The following is a 23,826-nucleotide window of genomic DNA, read 5'->3' on the forward strand; positions in this document are numbered from 1 at the left end:
AGACTTAATCATTAAAATTAGCCCTATGTCTTGGTTTTCAAGAAAAGAAAAAGGAATTGTTACCCCCACTGCTTCTAAATTAGACGCCCCGGATGGTTTGTGGTACCAATGTCCTTCTTGCAAAAAAGCGATTCATACGCGCGAACACCGTCTGTTTGCCTACACTTGTTCAGGTTGTAATTACCACGAAAAAATCGGCTCACAAGACTATTTCGAATTGTTATTTGACAATTCCCTTTACACTGAATTAGATCCGATGATGGGTTCAGGTGACCCATTAGAGTTCACGGACACGAAAAAATACACTGATCGTATTAAAGCTACGGAATACAACACGGGCTTGAAAGATGCGGTTAGAACAGCTTACGGTGAGATTAATGGATTGCCTATCACCATTTCGGCGATGGACTTTAACTTCATCGGTGGATCGATGGGATCCGTGGTGGGAGAGAAGATCACCCGCGGTATGCGCCACTCCTTAGAGACAGGAAAGCCCTTCTTAATGATTTCTCGCTCTGGTGGTGCCCGTATGATGGAGGCAGGTTTTTCGTTAATGCAGATGGCCAAAACCTCTTCTTTAATCGCCCTCCTCGCAGAAGCTAAGATTCCTTATATCTCCCTAATGACCAATCCGACTACGGGTGGTGTAACAGCTTCGTTCGCGATGCTAGGAGACTTCAATATCGCAGAGCCAGGGGCCCTAATCGGTTTCGCAGGGCCACGTGTGATTAAGGAAACCATCGGTAAGGATTTACCTAAAGGATTCCAAAGCGCCGAGTTCGTCGAAGAGCACGGCTTCTTAGACTTCATCGTAGATCGTAAAGATTTGAAAGACAAATTGAGTTCCTTGTTAGGGATGTTGAAATAGAAAAAAGCCAGCTGAGAAGCTGGCTTTTTTTATTCTGCTTTATGTAAAAATACTTCCGCCGGAATTCGGAAAAAATCTTTTAATTTTTGGGCCATTTTTAGGGTGATTTCACGACGGCCAGAAAGTACAGATGAGACATGGCCTTTACTTCCAATTAAAGGCTCAAGGTCTTTTGCTTTCATTCCCATTTCTTCCATTTTGTATTTAATTACTTCAAGGGCATCTAATTCAGGTAGTTCAAAATGTTTGTTGTCGTAATCCTCAATTAATACCATTAGAAGTTCTAATTCATCTTTTTCTGGGGTATTAGATTTTGCGTGGAAAATCTCCATTAGCCTTTTAGAAGCTTTTTTGTATTCGGACTCCGTTTTTATGACCTTCCAATTCATGGCTTTTTTGTTTTAAAATCTAAAATATTTGTGTCGAATGAAATGGTAGCAGCTTCGATTTTATCATATGCAAGATTATACATTAGTTTTCATTTTGCAAACTTTTCTACTTATAATCTCACAAAAAAAGCCCGCTATTTCTAGCGGGCTTTTCCATTGTATTCTGTTGAAATTACTCAGCAGCAGCTGCTTCTGCTTTTGGTGCAGCTTTAGCGCGAGATTTCTTTTCTTTCTCCGGTGCTGGGATAACATCTTCTACACCGGCGAATACACGTCCGCAATGCTCGCAAACTAAGATTTTCTTCTTGTCTTTGATGTCTGTTTGACGTTGTGGTGGAACAGAGCTGAAACAGCCGCCACACGCACCACGCTTCACTAAAACAACCGCTAAGCCGTTACGTGCGTTGTCGCGTAATTTTGTGTATGATTTGAAAAGACGCTCGTCTACGGTTTTCACTGCTTTCTCACGATCTTTCAATGATTTTTGCTCGTCTTCTTCGCTTTCAGCGATGATTACTTGCAATTCATTTTGTTTGATCTCTAAATCCTTCTTGCGCTCGAATAAATTCGATTCAACAGAAGCGATTTCGTCGTTTTTGTTCAAAACTTTGAAGTCGATTTCTTTGATACGCTTGTCAGCAATCTCCATTTCGATTCCTTGCAATTCAATTTCTTTAGAAATCGCATCGAATTCGCGGTTATTGCGCACATTCATTTGTTGTTCCTTGTACTTAATGATTAAGTTATCAGAATTTTTCTTTGCGATTCTATAGTTGCTGATTTGCTCTTCGAAATCAGCTACGTCTTGTTGGAATTTAGCCAAACGAGTCTCTAAACCCATGATCTCGTCTTCTAAATCACGAACTTCTTCGGGTAAATCACCCCGAACTTTGCGGATAGAATCTAAGTTTGTATCAATTGTTTGAAGCTTTAAAAGGGCCTCTAACTTTTGGGCAATCGTTGTTTCGGTAACTGTAGCCATTATTCTAATTTATTTGAATTGTCTAACCTCTCTCGTTTTAAGCGAAACGTACCGGATTGGTATTGGTCTCACTTTTCAGAACGGCAAAATTACTAATTTTTTTTGATAAATAGTCATGTATCGCATCAATAATCATGACTTCTGACTCGTAATGCCCCACATCGATGATTAAACATTGATTTTCTGCGTCAAAAAACTCGTGGTACTTAATATCAGCCGTAATATAGGCGTCACAACCTTGTTTTACGGCCTCTTTTATGAGGAAACTTCCGGCACCACCACAAACAGCCACTTTGGAAATGGGACCTGACGGTAAAGCCGTGTGTTTGAGGGTTTGTAGGCCTAGACGTTTTTTGGCAAAAGCAATAAACTCCTCAGGAGACATAGGTTTTTCCAAAGTACCCACATAGCCTGATCCCACTTCCTGCCACGAATTATCGAGCGAATGTATAGAATAGGCCACTTCTTCGTAGGGATGGGCAGCTTTGAGCGCGGTCAAAATCTGACTAGAAAGATGCGAAGGGAAAACCATTTCGACTTTTACCTCCTGAACTTCAGATAAGATGCCAGCAGATCCCGTATGCGGATTCGCCTCCGAGGAAGGCTGAAAGCGTCCTAAACCCTCCTGCGTGAAACTGCAAGATGAATATTCGCCAATATTCCCCGCCCCAGCCGTATGCAAAGCGTCACGCAAGACTTGCTCATGCGACGCTGGTACATAATACTGCAAGGCTTTCAAGGCATCGCGCATCGGTTTCATTACTTGTCCTGTGATGCCTAACTTCGAAGCTAGGTGATAACTAACCCCTTTAGGTGCGTGGTCTAAATTAGTATGGGATGCGTATAAGGCAATATTGTGTTGAATGGCTTTGATGACCGTTCGTTCCACATAGTTTGCGCCGGTGATTCGTTTTAACCCGGAGAAAACGATGGGATGGTGCGAAATAATTAAGTTGCAGCCCTTTTTAATGGCTTCGTCTACGACTTCCTCTGTGCAATCTAGGCTAATTAATACGCCTTTCACTTCTGCTGAGCTGTCGCCTACAAGAAGGCCTGCGTTATCATAGGATTCTTGCCAGGCCAAAGGTGCCCAAGCTTCCATCTGCTGACAAATTTCTCTTATTTGCATATCACACGTTCGTTTTGCCTGCAATTTAGGAAATCTAATGGTATATTTAACCTTTCAAAAAACTCCAACCCTATGCGAATTAGACCAGCTGCGCTCATCATCGAAAATAATCACGTGCTTTTTTTGCGCTACGATTATCCGGGTGGCAGCAAATTCGCTTTGCCGGGAGGAAACGTCGATGCGGGCGAGACTTTTCCGGTTTGTATAGCACGCGAGTGTGAGGAGGAACTAGGTATCGAGGTAGAAGTGGGGGAATTAATTTCAGTGGGTCAAGTGCATGCGACGGCTGATTTTTCCGCTTGTACGCACTTGGTTTTTGAAGGAGATATCGTGGGAGGAATTCCGCAATTGCATCCGGATGAAACGACTGCAAATGATTTAGTTTGGGTGCCAGCGGATAAAATCGCTGAATTGAATATCTATCCCGCCCTGAATGACGCTATTCTTGATTTCATTCATTCTGGAAAGAAGGGTCAGTATGTGGGAACGCTTAAGCAGATTTGGCTTTAATCTGATTTCCCACCAGCAAGCCGATCAATCCCGCTAAAAGTCCATACCACACCGCTGGAATTTCAGACGGGCTGATAAAGTGAAAATATCCCCAAAACACTAATCCCAAGACCATACTCAAGTGACTTCCCCAAGGTGTCGTGCGTTTCCACCACAGACCTGCATTCAGCGGAATAAAGAGGGAAACGAGGCTGAAGGCAGAGGCTTCGCCTACGAGTTCGAAGATGTTTTGGCGTTCAATAGCCATAATAATACAGGCCAAAGTCACTAAAACCACCGAAACTCGGATAAATAGCAACACCGTTTTATCAGATGGTTGGCGCATCAAGGGCTTCAAAATATTCTCCCCTAATACCGAAGCTGGCGCTAAAATCGCACCGGAAGTCGTACTTAATAAGGCTGAAAGTAGCGCCCCTAAAAACAAGACTTGCATCGCCCGGGGAGTGAATTTCATGACCAAGGTAGGGATCAATAAATCGTCTTCAGCAAGCAGCGAAGGGTATAATCGAACCGCGATAAAGGCAATCAACAAAGGTAAAAGCGCAATTGTCAAGTACATCGCGCCGGCAGCAATACTCGCTCTAGCGGCTATTTTTTCACTCTTCGCGGACATCACGCGTTGAAAAATATCTTGCTGTGGAATAGAACCAAAACCAATCGTAATCCAAGCCGCGCCATAAATCAACCAATCTTTCCAGGTGTTTTCATGCGGGATAGCTCGGAAGAAACCTTTGGGTTGCGAGTTGACGAGTTGGTTGAAATCCGGGACTTTGGCCCATAATAAATAGGCTAAAAATAACAGCCCCGCAATTAAGATAATGTTATGAAAAAAGTCGGTCACCGAGATCGACCACATTCCTCCTAAAAGGGTGTAGGCCATCACTAATAAGGCGCCTATGATGATGCCCATCTCGACAGAGATAGGCAATAAAAGGTGCATCGTGAGTCCTAAGGCCACTAATTGAGCAGAAATCCAGCCGAAATAGGACGGGATCATTATGAGCGCCGAAAGCTTCTCTGAAAAGGCGCCAAAACGCAAGCGGAAATAATCACTAAAGGTCAATACCGGCAGTGGATACAGTTTTCGCGCATAAATGGCACCCACTAAAAACAAGCCGACCGCCGCGCCAAAAGGTTCCTCAATAATCGCCAACACCCCGCCATGTACGAATTCCTTAGGCGCACCTAAAATCGTTTCAGACCCAAACCAGGTCGCGAAAGTCACCATTGTCGCCAAAGCAAAAGGCAACGAGCGCCCCGCTAACACAAAATCCTGCGTAGAATGCACCTTTTTGCTAGCCCACCAGCCCACGGCCAGGTTCAGTGCAAGGTAAAAAATGACAAAGCCTACGAGCATTCTTTTGGTTAAAATGAGCCCAAAAATACGAAAACCTTTTACCTTTATCCTATGAAAAATCTCGCCTTTTTATTCCTATTCGCTTTAGCAGGTTGCCAAAGCTCCCATTTGCAGATCGCCTTCAACGAATCCAGCCTCGCTCAGCGGGCCAGCGGCGTCATGATCAAGGACCTTTCTTCTGGTAAGGTATTATTCGAAAAGAATGCAGATCAGTATTTCATGCCGGCTTCTAACATGAAGCTGTTGACCTTTTTAGAGGCGAATAGAATTTTAGGCAGTCAAATCCCTTCCTTTACATACCGGGAAACAAAGGATACCCTCTTTTTCTGGGGTACCGGCGATATTTCTAATCTGCATCCCTCCATCAAAAACACCGCCTTGCGCGATTTCCTTGCGGCTTCCTCGAAAGTTTTAGTGTACGGATCGCCTTTGAAACCCATTCCTGTGATGGGATCCGGCTGGGCTTGGGACGATTATAACGACCACTATTCGGCAGAAATATCGGATATGCCTTTGTATGCGAACTTGGTGAATTTTTCGGCTTCTGAAAAGCGTTGGAAGATTTTGCCAGACGCCTTTGAGGCCGTGGCTAAAACAGGATCAACGTTAGAAGTACGTCGAAATCGCTTGAAAAATCAGTTTGAATTACCGGTCTTACAAACCGAAAAATATGGTGCTCAAGATGTACCATTCATTACTTCGCCAGATATGACGGCCTTTTTATTGACGGATACCCTACATAAATCCGTAGAGACCATGCCGCTCGCGGTTCATCCGGATGCCCGAATTTTTTATGCCGGCAAAATGGACAGTTTATACCTCCCTATGTTGCACGAAAGTGACAATGCCGTGGCGGAACAATTATTAGTGATGATTGCCGCAGAGAAAGGTTGGGATCCCACGCAGGTAATCGAAAACTTGAAAAAGGAGCCAGGTAATGAATTTTTACGAGATATTCGCTGGGTAGATGGCTCCGGTTTATCGCGTTATAATTTAATTAGGCCAAAGGATTTCATCCACATCTTAGAATTATTAGCGAAAGAAGTAGCTCCAGATCGTTTACGTGCCCTGTTGCCAGAAGCCAGTAAAACGGGTACGATGCGTAACGTGCAAGACCTAAATCCCGGCGTGCGGATGTGGGCAAAGTCAGGCTCTTTTGGAAATACCTATGATCTTTCGGGTTATTATCTCACCAAAGACGGGAAGACACTTGCCTTCTCCGTATTATCGAATCTAGGTAATGCGTCTGTGAGAGATATTAAGAAGTCGGTGGTGGAGTTTTTGAAAGCCATTCACTAAATGGTGAATGGTAAGTGGTAAATGGTAAATGGAGGACTAAGCTGCGTAGTAGCGACTAAATCGCATCGCGATGACTAAGACGTAGTCGACTAAGTCCGCAGGACGACTATCGTAAAAACTTTCGATATACTAAATAACTCACCCCCACAAACCCTACCACATACACCACACTCCCCAGATTCGTCACTAAGGTTCCGATCAAGAAGAGGGTAGAGATGATCACTAATATCCAAGGTAAGACGGGATATCCCCAGGCTAAATAAGGACGTTTTAGGTTAGGCTCAGAGACACGGAGCTTTAATAGTGACGCGAATCCCGCTAAATAACTGGCCACAAAAAAGAAGGTTGCAATGTCCGAGAGACGTTCGTTTATTTCTTTACCTGCTAAAAGAAACAGGCAAGCTGCGAACACCGTTAAATGAGTCGCGGTGGTGGGAGAACCTGCCGCATTTACTTTTTCTGCCTGTTTGAAAAACAATCCATCACGACTCATCGAGTAAATCACCCGCGGGGCGAACATCACTTGCGTGTTCAAGATTCCTAAGATGCTCAACATTAAAAAGACGGTAATCCAGCGGCCCATGTCAGCGCCAAATAAGGCTTTCATCGTATCAGCTGCCGCTAATTTACTCGTTGAAAGGGTGTCGAGTGGAAGACTATACAAGATGCCCACATTGATCAGCAAGTAGATAAATGCGACGATGATGACGCCGATGAACATGGATTTTGGCATGGATTTAACAGGATCCTTATTTTCTTCCGTGAAATAACTAGCGGTGTGCCAGCCGTCGAACGCATAGAAGATGGACAACAAGGCGGTCATGATGCCGGTCGTTAAAGGCAATCCAGTGGGTGCCGTTGTTTTCTGCAAGAAAACGCCACCAGTACCGTAGGCAAAGCAGATGGCGATGAAAATCAATAAGGCCAAAGCCTTGATGCCACTCAGCCATTCTTGGGATTTACCGGCCATCACCACGCCTAATTGATGGAAAAACCACAATAGGGCAAGGATTCCGATGGCACAATAGACTAAATAAGGGCTTAGGCCAGGGAAAACAATGATGAGGTATTCGCTGAAGGTATAGGATCCAAAACCTAAGGCAGTCACGGTTCCTAACCAACTCGTTAGTCCCACAAGGAAACCGACGTAACGGCCAAAAGCCCGTTCGGCATAGCCATACCAAGACCCAGCTTTGGGAATCGATAAGCTTAATTCCAACACACAACTAACGCCTAATAACGCATAAATAGCCACTAAAACCCATAAACTGAGGATTAATCCGGGGTCTTGTAAGGAGGCTGCAATGGGACCTGGTTTACGTAAGATGCCGGTTCCTACGGTTCCGCCTAAGGTGACTGCGATCCCGAAACCGGTGCCTAATACCTTCCAGAGCTTATTTTCCATGCAAGACGTATTGACCCACGGTAGGGAAGTGGTCGGAGTATTTGATGTTGCGCAGGGTTAGGAAGTTCGTTGCTTTCCATTCCTCGGAGAAGAATTGATCATCGATGCGCACTAAATAGGGGCTGCGATTGAGGGTAAAGCCAAAACCAGATCCCGCTTCCTCGAAGGAATTTTTCAAGCGTTCCCGAATCGTTCCATAGGCCCAGCCGGAAGGGGTTTCGTTTAAATCTCCTACGACTAAGATGGGATAGGGGCTTTTTTGGATGAGGCGATTGATTTTGTCCATCTCCTTTTTGTGCTCAATAAAGCCCTTGCGAAGGGAGGAGATGATGCCACGGCCTTCTTTTTTGGCATCCGTATAATCTTGTAAACGAATTTTTGAGGTCACTTTATTTACCCGAATGCCCATAGACCAAAGCTGCAAGTTGATCACCCGAATGGTATCTTGATCTTTCACAATATCAGTTAACAGATATCCATTCGCTGAATTTTCAAATTGTTCGCCCTCTTCATGGATGATGGGGTATTTTGAGAAAACGACTAAGCCCATTTTTTCGTGGGAATCAAATAATTGCTTCTTAAGTGGAATGAAGGCGTAGTGCGGATATTTTTCCTTCAAGAAAGAGACCGTGTGAAAGGCCTTGCGATCGGAATGGGAATAAAACTCTTGGAAACATTTAATGTCTGCGTCGTAATCACGCATGAATTTTTTCAGGTCCTCTAATGGCTCTTTTTTGGCCTCATATTCATTCGAATACATCCCAAAAACATTGTAGCTCATCACCGTCAATGGTTTTTCTAAAGTAGCTACCGGCTGATTAAAGCTAATGGTTCTACCGATAAAACCATAGCCTAGTGCTAACACGATCAAGGGCAAAAGCGCTCGCTTCGCTCGCTGAAAAATCCAGTAAATCAGGGATATAAGGCATAATAACTGGGCATAAGGCATCGTCATCATCAGAAAGCCAGCGAACCAGTGTTCTACTATCAGGGAATAACTCAAAAGGTAGGTCAATAGCGTGTACAGGCACAATGGCAACGTTCCTAACCAGATCAAGGAAGAGATGATTTTTTTCTTCAGGGGTGCCTTTGTGTTGCGTTTCGCCATACCCAAAGATACACATTGTCACGCATTTTATAAATTTTCGATACAGGTTTGGGTTATTTCAAAATATTTTCTAATTTTGCAATCCCTTTAGGAAAGAACAATTTTAAATAAAATATACGATGGCAAAGGTTTGTCAAATTACAGGACGCAAAACTCAAGTAGGAAACAACGTTTCTCACGCTAACAACAAGACTAAGCGCAAGTTCTACCCGAACTTACAGACTAAGAAATTTTTCTTAGAGTCAGAAGGTGTTTGGGTTCGTATGAAGGTTTCTGCGAAAGCAATTCGCACAATCAACAAAAATGGTTTCGAAAAAACATTAATCGCTGCAGCTCGTAAGGGTACGTTAAGCGTTTAGTTTTCAAAATATTTATCGAAATTAGCCTTCTTGATTTTTCAAGAAGGCTTTTTTTATTTGTACCTACATGTTAAGCGATTTAGAATTTGAGCGTTACCGTAAACAGCTGAATCTGCCGGAATGGCGGAAGGCGCAACAGATGCGCTTGAAAGAATCGAAGATTCTTGTCGTGGGTGCGGGAGGTTTGGGCTGTGGAGCTTTGCCTTTTCTAGCTGCGGCTGGCGTGGGGTCAATCACGATTCTAGATGCGGATGTGATTGAGTTATCGAATTTAGCCCGTCAAGTATTGTATAAAACGGATGCTGTAGGTGCCTCAAAGGCCTTCAAGGCAGCAGAGGCTTTGCAAGCCTTGAATCCAACCATCGTCATTCAGGGTATTGCAGAGAATTTAACGGCAGATAATGCATCCAGCTATATTGCGCAATACGATCTGATCATTGATTGTACGGATAATTTCAAAACAAGGTATTTGATTAATGATACCTGCGTCGCTTTAGAAAAGCCTTTCGTCTATGGGGCCATTCATGCCTGGGAGGGACAGTTTGCCGTATTTCATCCGGCAGGGCCTTCTTATCGATCGCTTTTTCCTGTTGAACCTAGTTCACAGGAAATTCCCGCCTGCGATGAAGTAGGGGTTTTAGGTGTATTACCCGGAATCATTGGTTTATTGCAGGCCAAAGAAGCCATATTCTACCTCGCCGGCTTCGAATCGCCAGCACAGCAAGGATTGATGACCTTTGATCTACGCGATATGCGTCTCAGTTCGTTTAGGCTATAATGTCGCCATACAAGTCGAATTCTTCGGCCTTATTAATTTTCACCGTTACGAAATCACCCAAACGCGCATATTGTTCCGCTGGAATCAACACTTCATTATCCACCTCTGGTGAATCGAATTCGGTACGCCCCACGAAGTAACCACTCTCTTTGCGGTCGACCATCACTTTCAAAGTTTGGCCTACTTTCGCTTGATTCAATTCCTCCGAGATTCCTTGTTGCAAGGCCATGATCTCGTCAGAACGGAATTGCTTCACGTCCTCCGGCACATCGTCGTTCACTAGGTAAGCGTGCGTATTTTCCTCGTGGCTATAATTGAAGATGCCTAAACGGTCGAAACGCATACGTTCCACGAAGGAATAGGTTTCCTCAAAATCCTCTTCTGTTTCCGTAGGGTAACCTGAAATCAAGGTCGTTCTCAGGGCGATTCCTGGTACTTTCTCGCGAATCGTATGAATTAAATCCTCTGTCTTCTCGCGTGTAATTCCACGGCGCATGTGTTTTAACATCGCGTCTGAACCACTTTGGAGTGGCATATCGAGGTATTTACAGATATTTTCGCGTTCCGCCATGGTGTCTAAGATTTCCAAAGGAAAACCAGCTGGGTAAGCGTATTGCAAGCGGATCCATTCGATGCCATTGACATCAGATAGACGCTCTAGTAGTTCTTTTAATTGTCGGCCAGATTTGCCCTCGCCTTTTAGGTCTAAACCGTAAAAAGTAAGGTCCTGGGCGATCAAGATCAATTCCTTCGTGCCCTTTTTCGCGAGCGATGAAGCTTCTTTCACTAATTCTTCGATAGGCGTGGACACGTGTTTTCCACGCATCAACGGAATGGCACAGAAACTACAAGGGCGATCGCAACCCTCTGCAATCTTTAAATAGGCATAGTGTGCAGGGGTCGTCAAAAGACGCTCGCCCACTAATTCGTGCTTGTAATCCGCCTTTAAGGCTTTTAATAAACGAGGTAATTCATTCGTCCCAAAGAACGAGTCCACCATCGGGATTTCTCTTTCTAAATCATCTTTATAGCGATGAGAAAGGCAACCCGTCACATATAATTTATCGATTTTACCCGCCTCTTTTGCATCAGCATAGCGTAAAATAGTGTCGATGGATTCTTGTTTGGCATTATCAATGAAGCCGCAGGTATTGATCACGACGATGTTCGCCTTGTCCTTTTTCGCCTCATGGGTCACCTCTAATCCATTCCCTTTTAATTGGGTGTAGAGTACTTCTGAATCGACTAGATTCTTCGAACAACCGAGGGTGATGATGTTGATGGAGGGCTTTGGGGCTACTTTGGTCTTCATGGATTTTTATATCAGCCCGCAATTTACAAAGATTTGACGCTAAAATTGCCCGCAACAGATACAATTGTTGTAGACTTTTAGTAGTATTGTAAAAATCATAAACCTAATTAATATGAACAAAATTTTTTTAACCTGCGCGGCAGTCTGCTTCGCATTTGTGTCTTTTAGCCAAGGAGTAAATGAATTAACAAAGGCTGAAAAGAAGAATGGCACCCAATTATTATTTGATGGAAAAACGTTCACGGGCTGGCACAGCTACGGAAAAGGAGATAAAGTAGGATCTTCTTGGACAATTGAAGATGGCGTAATCGGTTTTGATGCAGCGAAAAAAGACGGTGGCGATTTAGTGACAAACGAATCGTATGATAATTACGAATTCACGATCGATTGGAAGATTTCCCCGAATGGTAATTCAGGTATTATCTTCAACGTGACGGATGATCCTAAGAAATATTACGCGACGTATGTGACAGGCCCAGAATTTCAGGTGCTGGATAATGATGGCCATGCGGATGGTAAAATCACGAAGCACCGCGCAGGAGATTTATATGACTTAATTAAGTCGTACAAAGAAACGGTAAAGGCCGTGGGCGAGTGGAATACTGGACGCATTGTGAATAACAAAGGCTTATTGCAATTGTATTTAAACGGTACCTTGGTAGTGGAAACGCGTACAGATGACCAAAACTGGAAAGATTTAATCGCCGGTTCGAAGTTCAAAGGAATGCCTGATTTTGGTAAAGTCATGCAAGGCCACATCGCCTTGCAAGATCACGGAAATCAAGTTTGGTTCAGAAACATTAAGATCAGAAAATTATAAAAAATGAAAGGCCTCGATTTTGCGATCGAGGCCTTTTTTTATGTTACGCTACGTGGATTTGTACGGATTCGCACGGATTATTTCAGACCTTTCGTCTTCACCCGCAACAGGTTCATTTTCGAAGTAATGAACAAGGTTGAACCATCTTCTCCAAAATTCACATTCGAATTCGGGTTCCCTGTTTCAATGCGTCCCAATAATTTTCCCGCTGGGCTAATGATCAAAATTCCTCCTGGTCCTGTCGTCCAAATATTGCCTTGCTTATCCAGCTTCATCCCATCATAGCCGCCACGAATTCCTTGCTTCGCTAATTCGGCTGCATCAAAAAATACGCTGGGTTCGCCTAAATTCCCTTTCTTGTCTACCGGGAAGGCCAAAATATGGGATTCTTTAGGCTCAGATGAGCCTACATATAAAATGCTTTCGTCTCGATTCATCGCTAGGCCATTCGGTCTCGCCATTTTATCGTATTGCAAGCTCAATTCGCCTTTTTTCGAGAGGCGATACACCCCTTGGAAAGCGATTTCTTTCGCCACCTCTTCTTTTCCGCGGCCGGGTAAACCATAGGGAGGATCGGTGAAATAGTAGTCGCCATTATTGGCTTGGATGACGTCGTTCGGGCTGTTGAGCTTTTTGCCCTCCCACAAGCCAGTCAGTGATTTTTTTGATTCAGGTTTTCCCAAAGGCATTTCGGCAATCCTCCTGTCTCCATGTTCGGCTGATACGAGGTTCCCTTTTTGGTTGATAATCAAGCCATTTGCACCCGGTTCATAAGAATAATAGGTGGAGCCTGTGTAGCCAGATGGCGTTAAATAAAGCACGGCACCTTTCTCTGCGGTCCATTGGTAGATTTTATTTTCAGGAACATCAGAGAATAATAGATACCCACCTTTCTTCACCCAAACCGGACCTTCTGACCAGGTATATCCCTCAGCGACAATTTCAATGGGAGTAGTTGGGTCGATCAAAGTAGTCACAGATTCATCGTAGACGTGAATCTTCCCAATCGTTTTGTATTGTGCGTTCACCGCCGTGCTTAATCCTAGGATTGTGATGAGCGGTAGTATTAATTTTTTCATAGCGTTTTCATCGGTTTATAATTCGTAAATTTACCCAAATTCTCCACAAATGAAATCGATTGCCAGTCCTATTCTCATCCAGCAAATAACCGAAGCGATTTCGACGCATTATCAGCCATCTGAGGCCCGTGCGATTGCTTTTCGTTGCCTGGATTTAGGATGGAATTTGAGTTCGATGGATATTATCTTGAAAAAAGAAGTGGACCTGCCGGCAGATTGGTCATCGCGTTTAGCGCGTCTTGCCGCAGGAGAACCCTTGCAATACGTGATGGGCAAGACCTATTTTAGAGATCATTTGTTTCAAGTGAATGCAGATACCTTGATTCCGCGTCCGGAAACGGAAGAATTAGTGGATCTCGTTTTAAGCCACGCTCCGGAGAATGCCTCCGTTTTAGATGTGGGGACGGGTTCAGGTTGTATTCCTATTTCTTTGAAGTTAGAACGGCCATCGCTTTTAGTGGAGGCTTGGGATATTTCTACCGCTGCGCTGGGTATGGCTCGCCAAAATGCCAACGCCTTACAGGCAGAAGTAGAATTCAAACAGCAAGATATTTTCGACTGGTCTTCCTCTGAAGGTACTTGGGAGGTGATTGTGTCGAATCCGCCTTATGTGACAGAGGAGGAGAAAAAAGAGATGGCGATTCACGTGCTTGATTATGAACCACATTTGGCCCTATTTGTTCCGAATGATGATGCCCTAAAATATTATGAGGCATTAGCGGATTTTGCGCTGGAACGATTGCGCACAGCTGGCTACTTGTGTCTAGAAATTAACCAGTATTTTGGAACTCAAACCGTAGAGCTCTTGTTTAGCAAGGGTTTCCAAGAAGTCAAGCTTCTAAAGGACTTCAAGGGGAATGACCGGATGATTGTGGCCCAAAAATCAGGTCTTTAAAATTTAAATAGTATTTTTGTTTCAGCTTAAAACCAATTAAAATTTATCAAGATGAATAAGACAGTATGGATTGTTTTGGGAGTGATTGCTCTCGTGATTTTTTGGGGTGTAGGTTCACGTAATAGCATGGCCACATCGGATCAGGACGTAAAAGCGAAATGGGCGAACGTTCAGAGTGCGTACCAACGTCGTGCGGATTTAATTCCAAACTTAGTGAAGACGGTTCAAGGCGTAGCGAATTTCGAAAAATCAACGTTAACAGCGGTGATCGAAGCACGCGCAAGTGCCACACAGATGAAATTAGATTCTAAGGATTTAAGTCCGGAGAATTTGCAAAAATACCAAGCGGCTCAATCTTCTTTAGGAGGTGCTTTATCGCGTTTGATGGTGGTAGCTGAAAACTACCCACAATTAAAGGCTACGGAGAACTTCTCTGAATTGCAAGCTCAGTTAGAGGGAACAGAGAACCGTATCAAAGAAGAGCGTGATAATTTTAACGCAGCTGTTCAAGCATACAATACGTTAATCGTTACTTTTCCGAACAGCTTAATCGCCTCTTTCTCTGGATTTGCTGAGAAAGGATTCTTCCAAGCAGAAGCTGGTTCAGAGAAAGCGCCGGAAGTGAATTTTGACGAGAAGAAATAAGCATGTTGTCAGAAGAACACCAAAACCTGATTTTGCAAGCCATTCACGACGCTGAATTACAGACGTCTGGGGAGATTCGTGTACACGTAGAAAGTCATTGCGCCGGACACCCGATCGATCGGGCGAAGGAGGTATTCTTTCAACTGGGCATGAATAAGACGGATTTGCAGAATGGGGTTTTGGTGTATCTGGCCATCAAAGACCGCAAGTTTAGTATCATCGGAGACAAAGGAATCGATGCGAAAGTGCCGGCGGAGTTTTGGGAAACGATTCGCGATGAAATGCGGGCCTATTTAGCGAAGAATGAATTCGGAGCGGGATTAGCGCACGGCGTGAAGCGCACGGGCGAAGTCTTAGCGGGCTTCTTTCCCTACCAAGCGGGAGATGTAAATGAATTGTCGAACGAGATCTCCTTTGGGCTCTAACTAGTTTTTATGCGCAAGCTTTTATTTCTACTTCTTTTTAGTGTACGACTTTTCGCGCAAGAAGGCATTCCAGCTAAACCGAATGGCTTTATCCTCGATGAGGCAGGCTTATTAAATCCGGAGGAGGAAAATGCGCTCGAGCAGAAAATGCGCGGTTATGCAGATTCGACTTCCACTCAGTTCGCCATTGTCCTCGTTAATTCGACCAATGGACGAGATCCTTACGATTATGCAATCGATATAGGCAAGATTTGGGGTGTAGGCCAAAAAGGTAAAAACAACGGCGTGGTCATCCTCGCAGCGATGCAGGATCGCAAACTGCGCATCGTAACAGGTCGTGGCATCGAAGATGTCTTACCTGATGCCATTTGCAAACGCATTATCAACCGGACTTTAAAGCCTACCTTCAAGGCAGGAGTATATTACCAAGGTTTAGATGAAGCGACCACCGAGATGATGCGTCGCGCTAGCGGTGAGTTCAAGAACGAGGATAGCGGTGAAGAACCGCAAGGAATTCCTCCATTTATCATCATCTTCCTTATTCTTGTCATTTTCTCAATTATCAAAGCCATTCGTAACCGCGGAGGGGGAGGAGGTCCTGGATCTAGAGGAGGCGGTATGTTTTTTCCACCTATCTTTTTAGGCGGAGGAGATTATGGACGAGGAGGCTCTGGCGGTGGAGGCGGTGGATTTGATTTTGGCGGCTTTGGCGGAGGTGACTTTGGCGGAGGCGGTGCCGGAGGCGATTTTTAATTATCTTTGCATTATGAATAATCTGATCACCCAATCCCTTCAAGAGTCTCAGCAAGTATTAGCTGATTTTTTAGCCAATCCAGCGAAGATCGAAGCCATTGAAAAGGCGGCTGATGTGTTAGTGGAGGCCTTGAAAAAGGGGAATAAGATTTTGTCTTGTGGGAATGGTGGAAGCCATTGCGATGCGATGCATTTCGCAGAGGAATTATCCGGTCGTTACCGCGAGAATCGCCCGGCTTTAGCGGCGATGGCGATTTCAGATCCATCCCACATTTCTTGTGTGAGCAATGACTTTGGGTATAATTACATCTTTTCTCGCTTCATCGAAGGCTTAGGAAACCAAGGCGATGTGCTGGTAGGTATTTCTACTTCTGGGAATTCGGCGAATATCATAGAGGCGGTGAAGGCCGCTCAAGCAAAAGGAATGGAAGTGATTCTCTTAACGGGCAAAGACGGCGGTCAATTAGCGTCCTATGGTTGCCATGAAATAAGAGTGGACCACTTTGGTTACGCAGATCGCATTCAAGAAATCCACATCAAAGTGATCCACATATTGATTCAATTGATTGAATCGAAACTTTTCTAATTAATACGAGGCATCTCCATCCTCATCATCACCCATAACTACGTCCACCATTTTGCGGAATAGGTCACCTATGCGCGGAGCTGGCTTCGAAGGTTTGGAATCCGTATATCCGGTTTCTTTCGCCATTTCTTTTACGGGAGCACTCGCCATAGCGGCTTCATCTGCTTCTGCTGTTTCTTGCTGATCGTAATAAACCTGTACTAGGCCAATGACCGTTGCGAAAGATGGGTCTTTGATTTCCGTGGCAATAGCTGGGTTAGTAGATGTCGCGTTCGGGTCCCCGATACGGGCGTCAAGGCCGGTGAATTTTTGGAACAACTCATCGATATACGGAAGCTGAGCTCCTCCACCCGTTAACACTAGACCGGCTTTTAAGTTCTTGATATCGGTATGCTTGGAGATTTCAGCCACAAGGATGGCCGCTAATTCTTTCAAACGCTCTTCGATAATAATAGCTAAGTTCTTCACAGAAACAGGCGTAGCCTTACGGCCTGCAATACCCGGAATCATAACAACTTCACTGACTGGAATGTCTTTTTGGATAGCTGATCCGAAACGTACTTTCAACGTCTCTGCGTGATCACGTGAGATATCTAAACCAGATTGAATATCATCCGAAATTAAATCGCCACCCCAGTTTAAAACGGTAGCGTGCTTTAAGCGGTTATTTTGGAAAATGCTGATCTCAGTCGTTCCACTACCTAGATCCACTAGCACGACTCCTTCTTGTTTCTCTTCTTTATTTAAAACCGAGCTAGCTGTTGCTAAAGAACTGAAATAGACATTTCCTTTCTTCAAGTGCTTCGTCTCCGCTGATTTCAAACACTGCGTTAACAAGTCGTTCTTGCTCGGATTTGCCGAAATGAAGACAAAGTCGGCTTGGATTTTTTGGCCGATTTGGCCGATAGGATCTAAGGTTTCAGGTAAATTGCCTACTTTGAAACCAATAGGTAAGGTATGTAAAACGCAAGGATTTTTGTCTACAAACGTGCGTTTCGCTTCTTCAAAAAGGCTCATCACCTCGTTGTTTGAAACGGCTTCTCTCTCGTTTTTGCGTATTTTAGATAGGCTAAATGGTTGTACTTTAATGTGCGAACCTGACAAGTTCGATGCGAAGAAATGTTCCGAATTTTTTCCGTCTAACACGTGTGAAATTTGGTTCATCGCCTCAGAAATCGCAGCCGTTGTTTTATTGATATTAACAATCTCCCCGTTTAACACATTATTGTTGTTCACAGAGGATCCTGTCGCTAAAATCTCTAATCTGCCTCGGTCGTTTTGCTTTCCTGCAATCGCCCTCACATGAGAACTACCAATGTCTAAACCGATAATTAAGTCGTTACGCATTATATTTTTTTTGTAGAACGGATATTAAATTAAAACATTTGGTCATTATTCGCAAATAACCTGATTCTTATATTTCAGCTGCACCCAGCTGTACTTATTCCAACCTTTGTTGGGGATCACTTTTTGGTAGAATATGAACAATTTCTTGAATTTGTTTTCGATATTCATGGGTAGGCCAAAGTCGATGCGCGTTGTCCCTATCGTCGGAATTAACACAATTCCACCATCTTTAGCTACGATGATTTGGGAGATTTGCGCTTTCCAAAATTCGTTATTCTCAATAAACTGAAAGAAGGGAATTAAGGTCTTGCCGCGTTTATCTTGCAGGTCTCTTTTTCCATCGAAATAGGGGCCACCCGTTATTAGAATGCGGGGTGTGAACAAGGGACTCGTTCCAATGAATTTTCCATCTTCTGAAATGTATTGATCAGGGAATGGGGATGTGCCTATGGTCGAACGAACGATACGTGCAATGGGCTTGTATTCTTTGACCGATACCGTAACCACGCCACTGAAATCATGGTGAGCCTCACAAGATTTTACTAAGGGAATGCGCTTGACGCGTTCTTCGATTTGACGCAAGGAAATCTGGGTGATGGGTTTGTCTAAGAAATAGTCGGTACCCTGTTCAGACACCATTAATTTAATGTCTTTTTTGCTTAATAGAGCCTTTTCATTCTCAGAATCGAGACTTACTTCCACTCCCTTGCAAACAACTTCATTAAAGCTAATTTCTGCAAAAACGACAGCAGCCAGGATGAGGGTGAATAAAATCACCATCCCGATTACTTGCTTGATTAACGTCGCGTTTGCCTTCATTTTGAAAAATTATACTAAGATAAGCTCAATTTTAAATCATTCAAAAGAAGATCGATATCTCCTGCGCCCATCGTCACTAAAAGTTTCGGTTTCTGGGTATCAATTACCTTTAAAAGATCCGCTTTAGAGATGACCTGTTTGTCTTGTAAATCGATCTTGCTTAATAACCAATCCGATGTGACGCCTTCCATCGGCAATTCGCGTGCCGGATAAATATCCAATAAAAAGAGTTCGTCAGCGATGGCGAGGCTTTTGGCAAAATCATCGATAAAGTCCCTCGTTCTAGAGAATAAATGCGGCTGGAAAACGGCCGTAATTTTTTCGCCTGGGTAAAGCGCTTTCACCGAGTTCAAGCATGCCGCAATTTCCGTGGGGTGGTGCGCGTAATCATCGATCATCACGTGCTCATCTGATTCCACGTGGTACTCGAAACGGCGTTTAACACCTAGGAACGAAGCAATACCTACTTTGATCTCTTCACCGGTCACACCTACCTGCATCGCTAAAGCAGCGGCAGCTAAGACATTTTCAATATTATGAAACCCTGGAATGCGCATCGGTATATCAAGTACTTCGCCACCTGGATAGCTCATGTCGAAAATCATCCGGTGATCTTCGATGCGGATGTTATGTGCCTTGAAGTCCCCTGTGTCAATCCCAAAAGTCGATTCACCCAAGTCAGAATGTAAACTCAATCCCTTTTTTTGGATGAAGAAACCGCCTGCCTTGATTTGGTTCACAAACAATTGGAAACTCTCTAAAACTGAATCCCCATCGGCATAGATATCTAAGTGATCCGCATCTGTGGAGGTCACCACCGCCGCTTGAGGGTGCAAGGTTAAGAAAGAACGATCGTATTCATCTGCCTCAACCACACAAACGATGTTTTCTTTCGAATGGTTTGGGATGAAGTTCGTGCCGTAATTGACGGTTATACCCCCTAAAAACGCGGTTACATTCTTCTTAGCACTGATGAGTAAATGGGTCAAAAGCGACGAGGTTGTCGTTTTGCCATGGGTTCCCGCCACCGCAAGGGTAGGGATTTGTTGTGTAATCCAGCCTAAAATTTCCGAACGCTTGTAGAGGCGTATGCCTTTGGAAAGCAAATAATTCATCTCCACATGATCCTTCGGGATGGCCGGCGTATAGATAAATAAGCTATGTTCAATGTCTGATAGGCAAGCCGCCGGAATCAGGTCGATGGAATCCTCGTAGTGAATCACCATTCCCTCCTCCGCTAATTTCTTTGTCAAGGGACTCTCCGTTTTATCGTAACCTGCCACCGGAAAACCATTATGCAAGAACCAGCGCGCGATGGCCGACATACCGATGCCGCCGATTCCTAAAAAATAGACTTGTTTTAAATCGTTCAGGCTTAATTCTTTTTTCATCGGCTTAAAATGGATTGGGCTATTTCATGTGCTGCGTTTGGCTTTGCTAAACGAAGGCTATTTTTTTCGAGGGTACTTAAATCGGTTTGCAGTGCTGCTAACGCTTCTGTGATTAATTTTTCTTTCACATCTACGTCGCGAACCAGAATGGCGGCGTTTTGGGAAACGAGGCTTTTCGCATTCTCCGTTTGGTGATCTTCTGCGGCGCTTGGTAGTGGAACTAAGATGCTGGCTTTACCGATGAGGCAAATTTCGGAAACGGAGGACGCACCGGCTCTAGAAATCACTAAATCGGCCATGGCATACGCTAAATCCATTTCATAAATAAAGGCGGAAACGTAGGTGCTCGCATTTCCAGCCACCGCCTGCTTGGCCGTAGATTCAAAAGCAATTCCAGTCTGCCAAATCAACTGCACACCAGCATCAGTTAATCGGTCTAATCCGGCTAGTATCCCGTGGTTGATGCTACGTGCCCCTTGGCTACCACCGATGATTAATATCGTTTTTTTAGCGGGATCTAAGTGGAAATGCTCAGCGGCTTGTGCTTTTTTGCCGGCCGCATTGATTAAGTCTTTGCGAACTGGATTTCCACTCAGGGTGATTTTCTCCGCGGGGAAGAATTTCTCCATGCCTGGATAGGCTACAAAAATATGCTCCGCCTTAGCGGCTAAGGCCTTATTCGTAATGCCCGCAAAGGAATTTTGTTCTTGAATATAATAGGGGATACCGAGGAATCGGGCAGCTAATAATAGCGGTCCAGAGGCGTAACCTCCTACACCCACGGCCACATCAGGTTTGAAATCTTGAAGGATTTGAACCGATTGCCAAAGGCTTTTGATTAACTTAAATGGGAAGAATATATTTTTCCAAACCTGCGTTCGTTGGATGCCCACAATGGGAAGACCGATGATGTTAAAGCCCGCTTTAGGTACCTTTTCCATCTCCATTTTTCCTTCCGCTCCTACGAATAAGAATTCCAAAGAGGAATCGATTTCCTTCATCGCATTGGCGATCGAAATGGCCGGGTAAATATGTCCCCCAGTTCCTCCTCCAGAAATAATGACACGTTTAATAGACATTAGGCAACGGCGGGTTGAACAGGTTCAGGATCTTTGTCCTTGCTTACGGCTAAAATGAGGCCAATCGATATGGCTGTAAAGATCAATGACGTTCCTCCGGCAGAAATCATAGGCATCGGCTGACCGGTTACAGGGCCAGCGTCCACGGCTACGAGCATATTGATGAAAGCCTGGAATACGATGGAGAAGGTTAATCCGGCCGATAATAAGCCACCAAAAGGCTTATTACTATACTGAATGGCCTTCGCCCCCCGGTACATAAAAATCAGGAAGAGTAGCGGAATAGCGAGTCCACCTACGATGCCATATTCTTCAATGATAATGGCATAAACGAAATCGGATTCGGCTTGTGAAAGGATGTAGCGCTGCTGACTTTTGCCAGGGCCTTTCGGGTGAATAGCTCCGGTGGCGATGGCGTAGAGACTTCGGGTGATTTGGTAATCCTCGTTCTTTGCCTTATTTACTTTGGTCTCATTTTTACCAATACGCTGTATATAGTTTTCAATACGGGTTTTTACGGTTTGAGCCCTTTGCCCAATCCCTAAAACCACCACACTAAAGCCAATAGCGGCCACCGTAAGCATAATCAAGCCAATTTTTTTCGCCGGTACGCGACCAAAAAACATCAGAATGAGACTCGTTAAAAAGATCAAAATACTCGTAGAGAAGTTAGACAGCATAATCAAGAAGCAGGAGACACCTATCTTGAACAGGATGCGAAAAAACATCACCCAATTATAGGATTCTGGATCTGCCTGTTTAGAAGAAAAATCCTTCGCTAAGCTCGTGATTAGGCATAATTTCACCATATCAGAGGGCATAAAAGAGATAGGGCCTAAATTTACCCAGCGATTTGCTCCCCCCTTCGTTGCCCCAAAAACATAAGCCACCATAACTAATCCCCAAGACAAAAACAGCGCCAAGTCACTGAATTTGGCGACACGGCTGTAATTGGATTTGGAAAAATAGGACATCAAATAGAAAGAAATCCCTAAGATGACCAAGGTTTTAATGAAGCTTGAAAGGGGCTCAAACGGGCCATCCATCGTCAACTTTGCTTTCGCAGAGAACTGAATCAATAACCCGAACGCGTTTAAAATAAACACGATTAACCAAATCTTATAATCCCCTTTCAGATGCTCCTGAAAGAAGGCTCTGATCTTACTATCCATGGATCAAACGTTTAACAGTGTTTTTAAATTGATCTCCTCGATCTTCGTAATTCTTAAATAAATCGAAACTAGCACAAGCTGGTGATAGTAATACGACATCGCCATCGACCGCCCACTCTTTTGCTTTCAGTACGGCATCCTCTAACGAATCCGTCGCGAAAAGTTGCGGTACGATAGGTCCGAAATGCTGCTCTAGTTTTGAGTTATCTGTTCCTAAGCAAATCAATCCCTTTACTTTTTCCTTCACTAAAGGATCTAATACCTCGTATTCATTCCCTTTGTCCACACCTCCCATCATCAGGATTAAGGGTTGCTTGTAGCTATTTAAGGCATAAAAGACCGCATCCACATTCGTGGCTTTCGAGTCATTGATAAATTCCACGCCACTCCATACGCCACAAGATTCTAATCGATGTGGAGCATTCTCAAAGAAGGGTAAGGACTGAAGGATTTGCGAGAAGGATACACCTGCCTCATGTGCCGCTAACATGGCCACGGCCATATTGATGGCATTGTGTGGTCCTTTTAATGGTGCATCTGCTAAAAGTAGTTCCGCTCCATCGAATTGAATCTTTTCAGCCGTAATGTAGGCGTGTGCTTTTTGCTGAAAGCTAACGGTTTTGAACGTTGCACTTGCAGGTATTTTAGCTAGGTTAGATTGAATCACCTCATCATCCGCCCAAAACACACAGCTCGTCTTGGTATCGGCATTTTGGAAAATACGGAACTTCGAGGCAATGTAGTTTTCGAATTTATATTCGTAGCGATCTAGGTGATCCGGTGTGATATTTAATAAGACAGCTACATCTGGTTTGAATTGAAAGCAACGATCTAATTGGAAGCTGGAAATCTCTAGAACATAGACGTCGTGCTGATCTTCCATCACTTGTTTAGCGAAGCTTTGACCAATATTTCCCGCTAAACCTACCTTAAGGCCAGCTGATTGTAGGAAATGATAGGTTAGTAGGGTAGTGGTTGTTTTGCCATTTGAACCTGTGATGGCAACAATCTTCGCTTTCGTATAGCGCGCCGCAAATTCGATTTCGGACACCAAGGAAATACCTTTTGCCTTGATGGCCTTTACGATGTCCGTTTTTTCTGGAATTCCGGGACTGATGATGATCTCTTGAGAGCCTAAAATTCGCTCCAAACTATGTCCTCCCGTCTCGAATTCAATTTCATTGTCACGTAAGGTTTGTTGGTAGTTTTCTTTTAGCGCACCCGCATCAGATAAAAATACGGCAAATCCTTTTGATTTAGCTAATAGAGCGGCTCCTACGCCACTTTCTCCTCCACCTAAGATGCTAATTAACGCCATG

At 44.1% G+C, this 23,826-nt stretch carries 25 protein-coding genes; 11 read left to right on the forward strand and 14 right to left on the reverse strand.

Annotated features, from left to right (window positions below; translation table 11 throughout):
• Positions 1–25: 25 nt before the first annotated feature.
• A complete protein-coding gene (accD, locus tag EWU21_RS01305) occupies positions 26–868 on the forward strand; it encodes an acetyl-CoA carboxylase, carboxyltransferase subunit beta (protein WP_130894989.1) in 843 nt (280 codons plus the stop codon).
• A gap of 29 nt (positions 869–897) precedes the next feature.
• On the opposite strand, the gene EWU21_RS01310 is transcribed toward accD, so the two are convergent.
• From EWU21_RS01310 to EWU21_RS01320, 3 genes are all read right to left on the reverse strand, one after another.
• Entirely contained in the window at positions 898–1,200 is a 303-nt protein-coding gene (locus EWU21_RS01310) for a helix-turn-helix domain-containing protein (RefSeq protein WP_161566456.1), read from the reverse strand.
• A gap of 229 nt (positions 1,201–1,429) precedes the next feature.
• Positions 1,430–2,239 (reverse strand): zinc ribbon domain-containing protein, encoded by an 810-nt coding sequence (locus EWU21_RS01315; RefSeq protein ID WP_130894991.1) that lies wholly within the window; start codon positions 2,237–2,239, stop codon positions 1,430–1,432.
• Between the two features lie 37 nt (positions 2,240–2,276).
• Complete coding sequence (locus tag EWU21_RS01320; RefSeq protein WP_130894992.1) at positions 2,277–3,368, reverse strand: Nif3-like dinuclear metal center hexameric protein; 1,092 nt, start codon at positions 3,366–3,368, stop codon at positions 2,277–2,279.
• A 72-nt stretch (positions 3,369–3,440) separates the two neighbouring features.
• Here EWU21_RS01320 and EWU21_RS01325 point away from each other — a divergent pair, with 72 nt between their 5' ends.
• Entirely contained in the window at positions 3,441–3,878 is a 438-nt protein-coding gene (locus tag EWU21_RS01325) for an NUDIX domain-containing protein (protein WP_130894993.1), read from the forward strand.
• Here EWU21_RS01325 and EWU21_RS01330 read toward each other — a convergent pair.
• A complete protein-coding gene (locus tag EWU21_RS01330) occupies positions 3,859–5,235 on the reverse strand; it encodes a sodium:solute symporter family protein (RefSeq protein WP_130894994.1) in 1,377 nt (458 codons plus the stop codon). The genes EWU21_RS01325 and EWU21_RS01330 overlap by 20 nt on opposite strands.
• Before the next feature lie 51 nt (positions 5,236–5,286).
• Between EWU21_RS01330 and EWU21_RS01335 the strand changes: the two genes are divergently transcribed.
• Entirely contained in the window at positions 5,287–6,534 is a 1,248-nt protein-coding gene (locus tag EWU21_RS01335) for a D-alanyl-D-alanine carboxypeptidase (RefSeq protein ID WP_130894995.1), read from the forward strand.
• A 106-nt stretch (positions 6,535–6,640) separates the two neighbouring features.
• On the opposite strand, the gene EWU21_RS01340 is transcribed toward EWU21_RS01335, so the two are convergent.
• Both EWU21_RS01340 and EWU21_RS01345 read right to left on the reverse strand, forming a co-directional pair.
• On the reverse strand, positions 6,641–7,939 hold the full coding sequence (locus EWU21_RS01340) for an APC family permease (protein ID WP_130894996.1): 1,299 nt from the start codon (positions 7,937–7,939) through the stop codon (positions 6,641–6,643).
• On the reverse strand, positions 7,929–9,047 hold the full coding sequence (locus tag EWU21_RS01345; RefSeq protein WP_130894997.1) for an endonuclease/exonuclease/phosphatase family protein: 1,119 nt from the start codon (positions 9,045–9,047) through the stop codon (positions 7,929–7,931). Before EWU21_RS01345 ends, EWU21_RS01340 begins: the two co-directional genes overlap by 11 nt.
• 119 nt (positions 9,048–9,166) lie before the next feature.
• On the opposite strand from EWU21_RS01345, the gene rpmB reads away from it, so the two are divergent.
• A complete protein-coding gene (rpmB, locus tag EWU21_RS01350; RefSeq protein ID WP_130894998.1) occupies positions 9,167–9,406 on the forward strand; it encodes a 50S ribosomal protein L28 in 240 nt (79 codons plus the stop codon).
• A 67-nt stretch (positions 9,407–9,473) separates the two neighbouring features.
• Positions 9,474–10,184, forward strand: coding sequence for a HesA/MoeB/ThiF family protein (locus tag EWU21_RS01355; RefSeq protein ID WP_130894999.1), 711 nt, complete (start codon positions 9,474–9,476; stop codon positions 10,182–10,184).
• Here the strand turns inward: EWU21_RS01355 and rimO are convergent.
• Positions 10,174–11,496 carry a 30S ribosomal protein S12 methylthiotransferase RimO gene (rimO, locus tag EWU21_RS01360; protein WP_130895000.1) on the reverse strand — a complete coding sequence of 441 codons (1,323 nt, stop codon included), beginning with the start codon at positions 11,494–11,496 and terminating at the stop codon, positions 10,174–10,176. The genes EWU21_RS01355 and rimO overlap by 11 nt on opposite strands.
• A 112-nt stretch (positions 11,497–11,608) precedes the next feature.
• Between rimO and EWU21_RS01365 the strand changes: the two genes are divergently transcribed.
• Positions 11,609–12,316, forward strand: coding sequence for a 3-keto-disaccharide hydrolase (locus tag EWU21_RS01365; RefSeq protein ID WP_130895001.1), 708 nt, complete (start codon positions 11,609–11,611; stop codon positions 12,314–12,316).
• A 77-nt stretch (positions 12,317–12,393) separates the two neighbouring features.
• On the opposite strand, the gene EWU21_RS01370 is transcribed toward EWU21_RS01365, so the two are convergent.
• The gene (locus tag EWU21_RS01370) at positions 12,394–13,395 is read right to left on the reverse strand and encodes an SMP-30/gluconolactonase/LRE family protein (RefSeq protein ID WP_130895002.1); all 1,002 of its coding nucleotides are present in this window, start codon (positions 13,393–13,395) and stop codon (positions 12,394–12,396) included.
• A 49-nt stretch (positions 13,396–13,444) separates the two neighbouring features.
• On the opposite strand from EWU21_RS01370, the gene prmC reads away from it, so the two are divergent.
• Genes prmC through lpcA form a run of 5 tightly spaced genes read left to right on the forward strand, consistent with a single transcriptional unit; the run spans position 13,445 to position 16,699 of the window.
• The gene (gene prmC, locus EWU21_RS01375; RefSeq protein WP_130895003.1) at positions 13,445–14,290 is read left to right on the forward strand and encodes a peptide chain release factor N(5)-glutamine methyltransferase; all 846 of its coding nucleotides are present in this window, start codon (positions 13,445–13,447) and stop codon (positions 14,288–14,290) included.
• A 51-nt stretch (positions 14,291–14,341) separates the two neighbouring features.
• The gene (locus EWU21_RS01380; protein ID WP_130895004.1) at positions 14,342–14,935 is read left to right on the forward strand and encodes a LemA family protein; all 594 of its coding nucleotides are present in this window, start codon (positions 14,342–14,344) and stop codon (positions 14,933–14,935) included.
• 2 nt (positions 14,936–14,937) lie between these two features.
• A complete protein-coding gene (locus EWU21_RS01385) occupies positions 14,938–15,360 on the forward strand; it encodes a TPM domain-containing protein (protein WP_130895005.1) in 423 nt (140 codons plus the stop codon).
• 9 nt (positions 15,361–15,369) lie between these two features.
• Positions 15,370–16,113, forward strand: coding sequence for a TPM domain-containing protein (locus EWU21_RS01390; protein WP_130895006.1), 744 nt, complete (start codon positions 15,370–15,372; stop codon positions 16,111–16,113).
• Positions 16,114–16,126: 13 nt separating this feature from the next.
• Positions 16,127–16,699, forward strand: a complete 573-nt coding sequence (gene lpcA, locus EWU21_RS01395; RefSeq protein WP_130895007.1) for a D-sedoheptulose 7-phosphate isomerase — start codon at positions 16,127–16,129, stop codon at positions 16,697–16,699.
• Here lpcA and ftsA read toward each other — a convergent pair whose 3' ends face one another.
• From ftsA to murD, 6 genes are read right to left on the reverse strand one after another with little or no spacing between them, the layout of a single operon-like run.
• Complete coding sequence (gene ftsA, locus EWU21_RS01400) at positions 16,700–18,046, reverse strand: cell division protein FtsA (protein WP_130895008.1); 1,347 nt, start codon at positions 18,044–18,046, stop codon at positions 16,700–16,702.
• Positions 18,047–18,091: 45 nt separating this feature from the next.
• On the reverse strand, positions 18,092–18,865 hold the full coding sequence (locus EWU21_RS01405; protein WP_130895009.1) for a cell division protein FtsQ/DivIB: 774 nt from the start codon (positions 18,863–18,865) through the stop codon (positions 18,092–18,094).
• A 14-nt stretch (positions 18,866–18,879) separates the two neighbouring features.
• The gene (gene murC, locus EWU21_RS01410) at positions 18,880–20,256 is read right to left on the reverse strand and encodes a UDP-N-acetylmuramate--L-alanine ligase (protein ID WP_130895010.1); all 1,377 of its coding nucleotides are present in this window, start codon (positions 20,254–20,256) and stop codon (positions 18,880–18,882) included.
• Positions 20,253–21,335, reverse strand: coding sequence for an undecaprenyldiphospho-muramoylpentapeptide beta-N-acetylglucosaminyltransferase (gene murG, locus EWU21_RS01415; protein ID WP_130895011.1), 1,083 nt, complete (start codon positions 21,333–21,335; stop codon positions 20,253–20,255). The genes murC and murG overlap by 4 nt, the downstream gene beginning before the upstream one ends.
• Positions 21,335–22,507 (reverse strand): FtsW/RodA/SpoVE family cell cycle protein, encoded by a 1,173-nt coding sequence (locus EWU21_RS01420; RefSeq protein WP_130895012.1) that lies wholly within the window; start codon positions 22,505–22,507, stop codon positions 21,335–21,337. Before EWU21_RS01420 ends, murG begins: the two co-directional genes overlap by 1 nt.
• Entirely contained in the window at positions 22,500–23,825 is a 1,326-nt protein-coding gene (murD, locus tag EWU21_RS01425) for a UDP-N-acetylmuramoyl-L-alanine--D-glutamate ligase (RefSeq protein ID WP_130895013.1), read from the reverse strand. The genes EWU21_RS01420 and murD overlap by 8 nt, the downstream gene beginning before the upstream one ends.
• Position 23,826: the final 1 nt, after the last annotated feature.

The organism is Aquirufa antheringensis, from assembly GCF_004307425.1.
Classification (GTDB): domain Bacteria; phylum Bacteroidota; class Bacteroidia; order Cytophagales; family Spirosomataceae; genus Aquirufa; species Aquirufa antheringensis.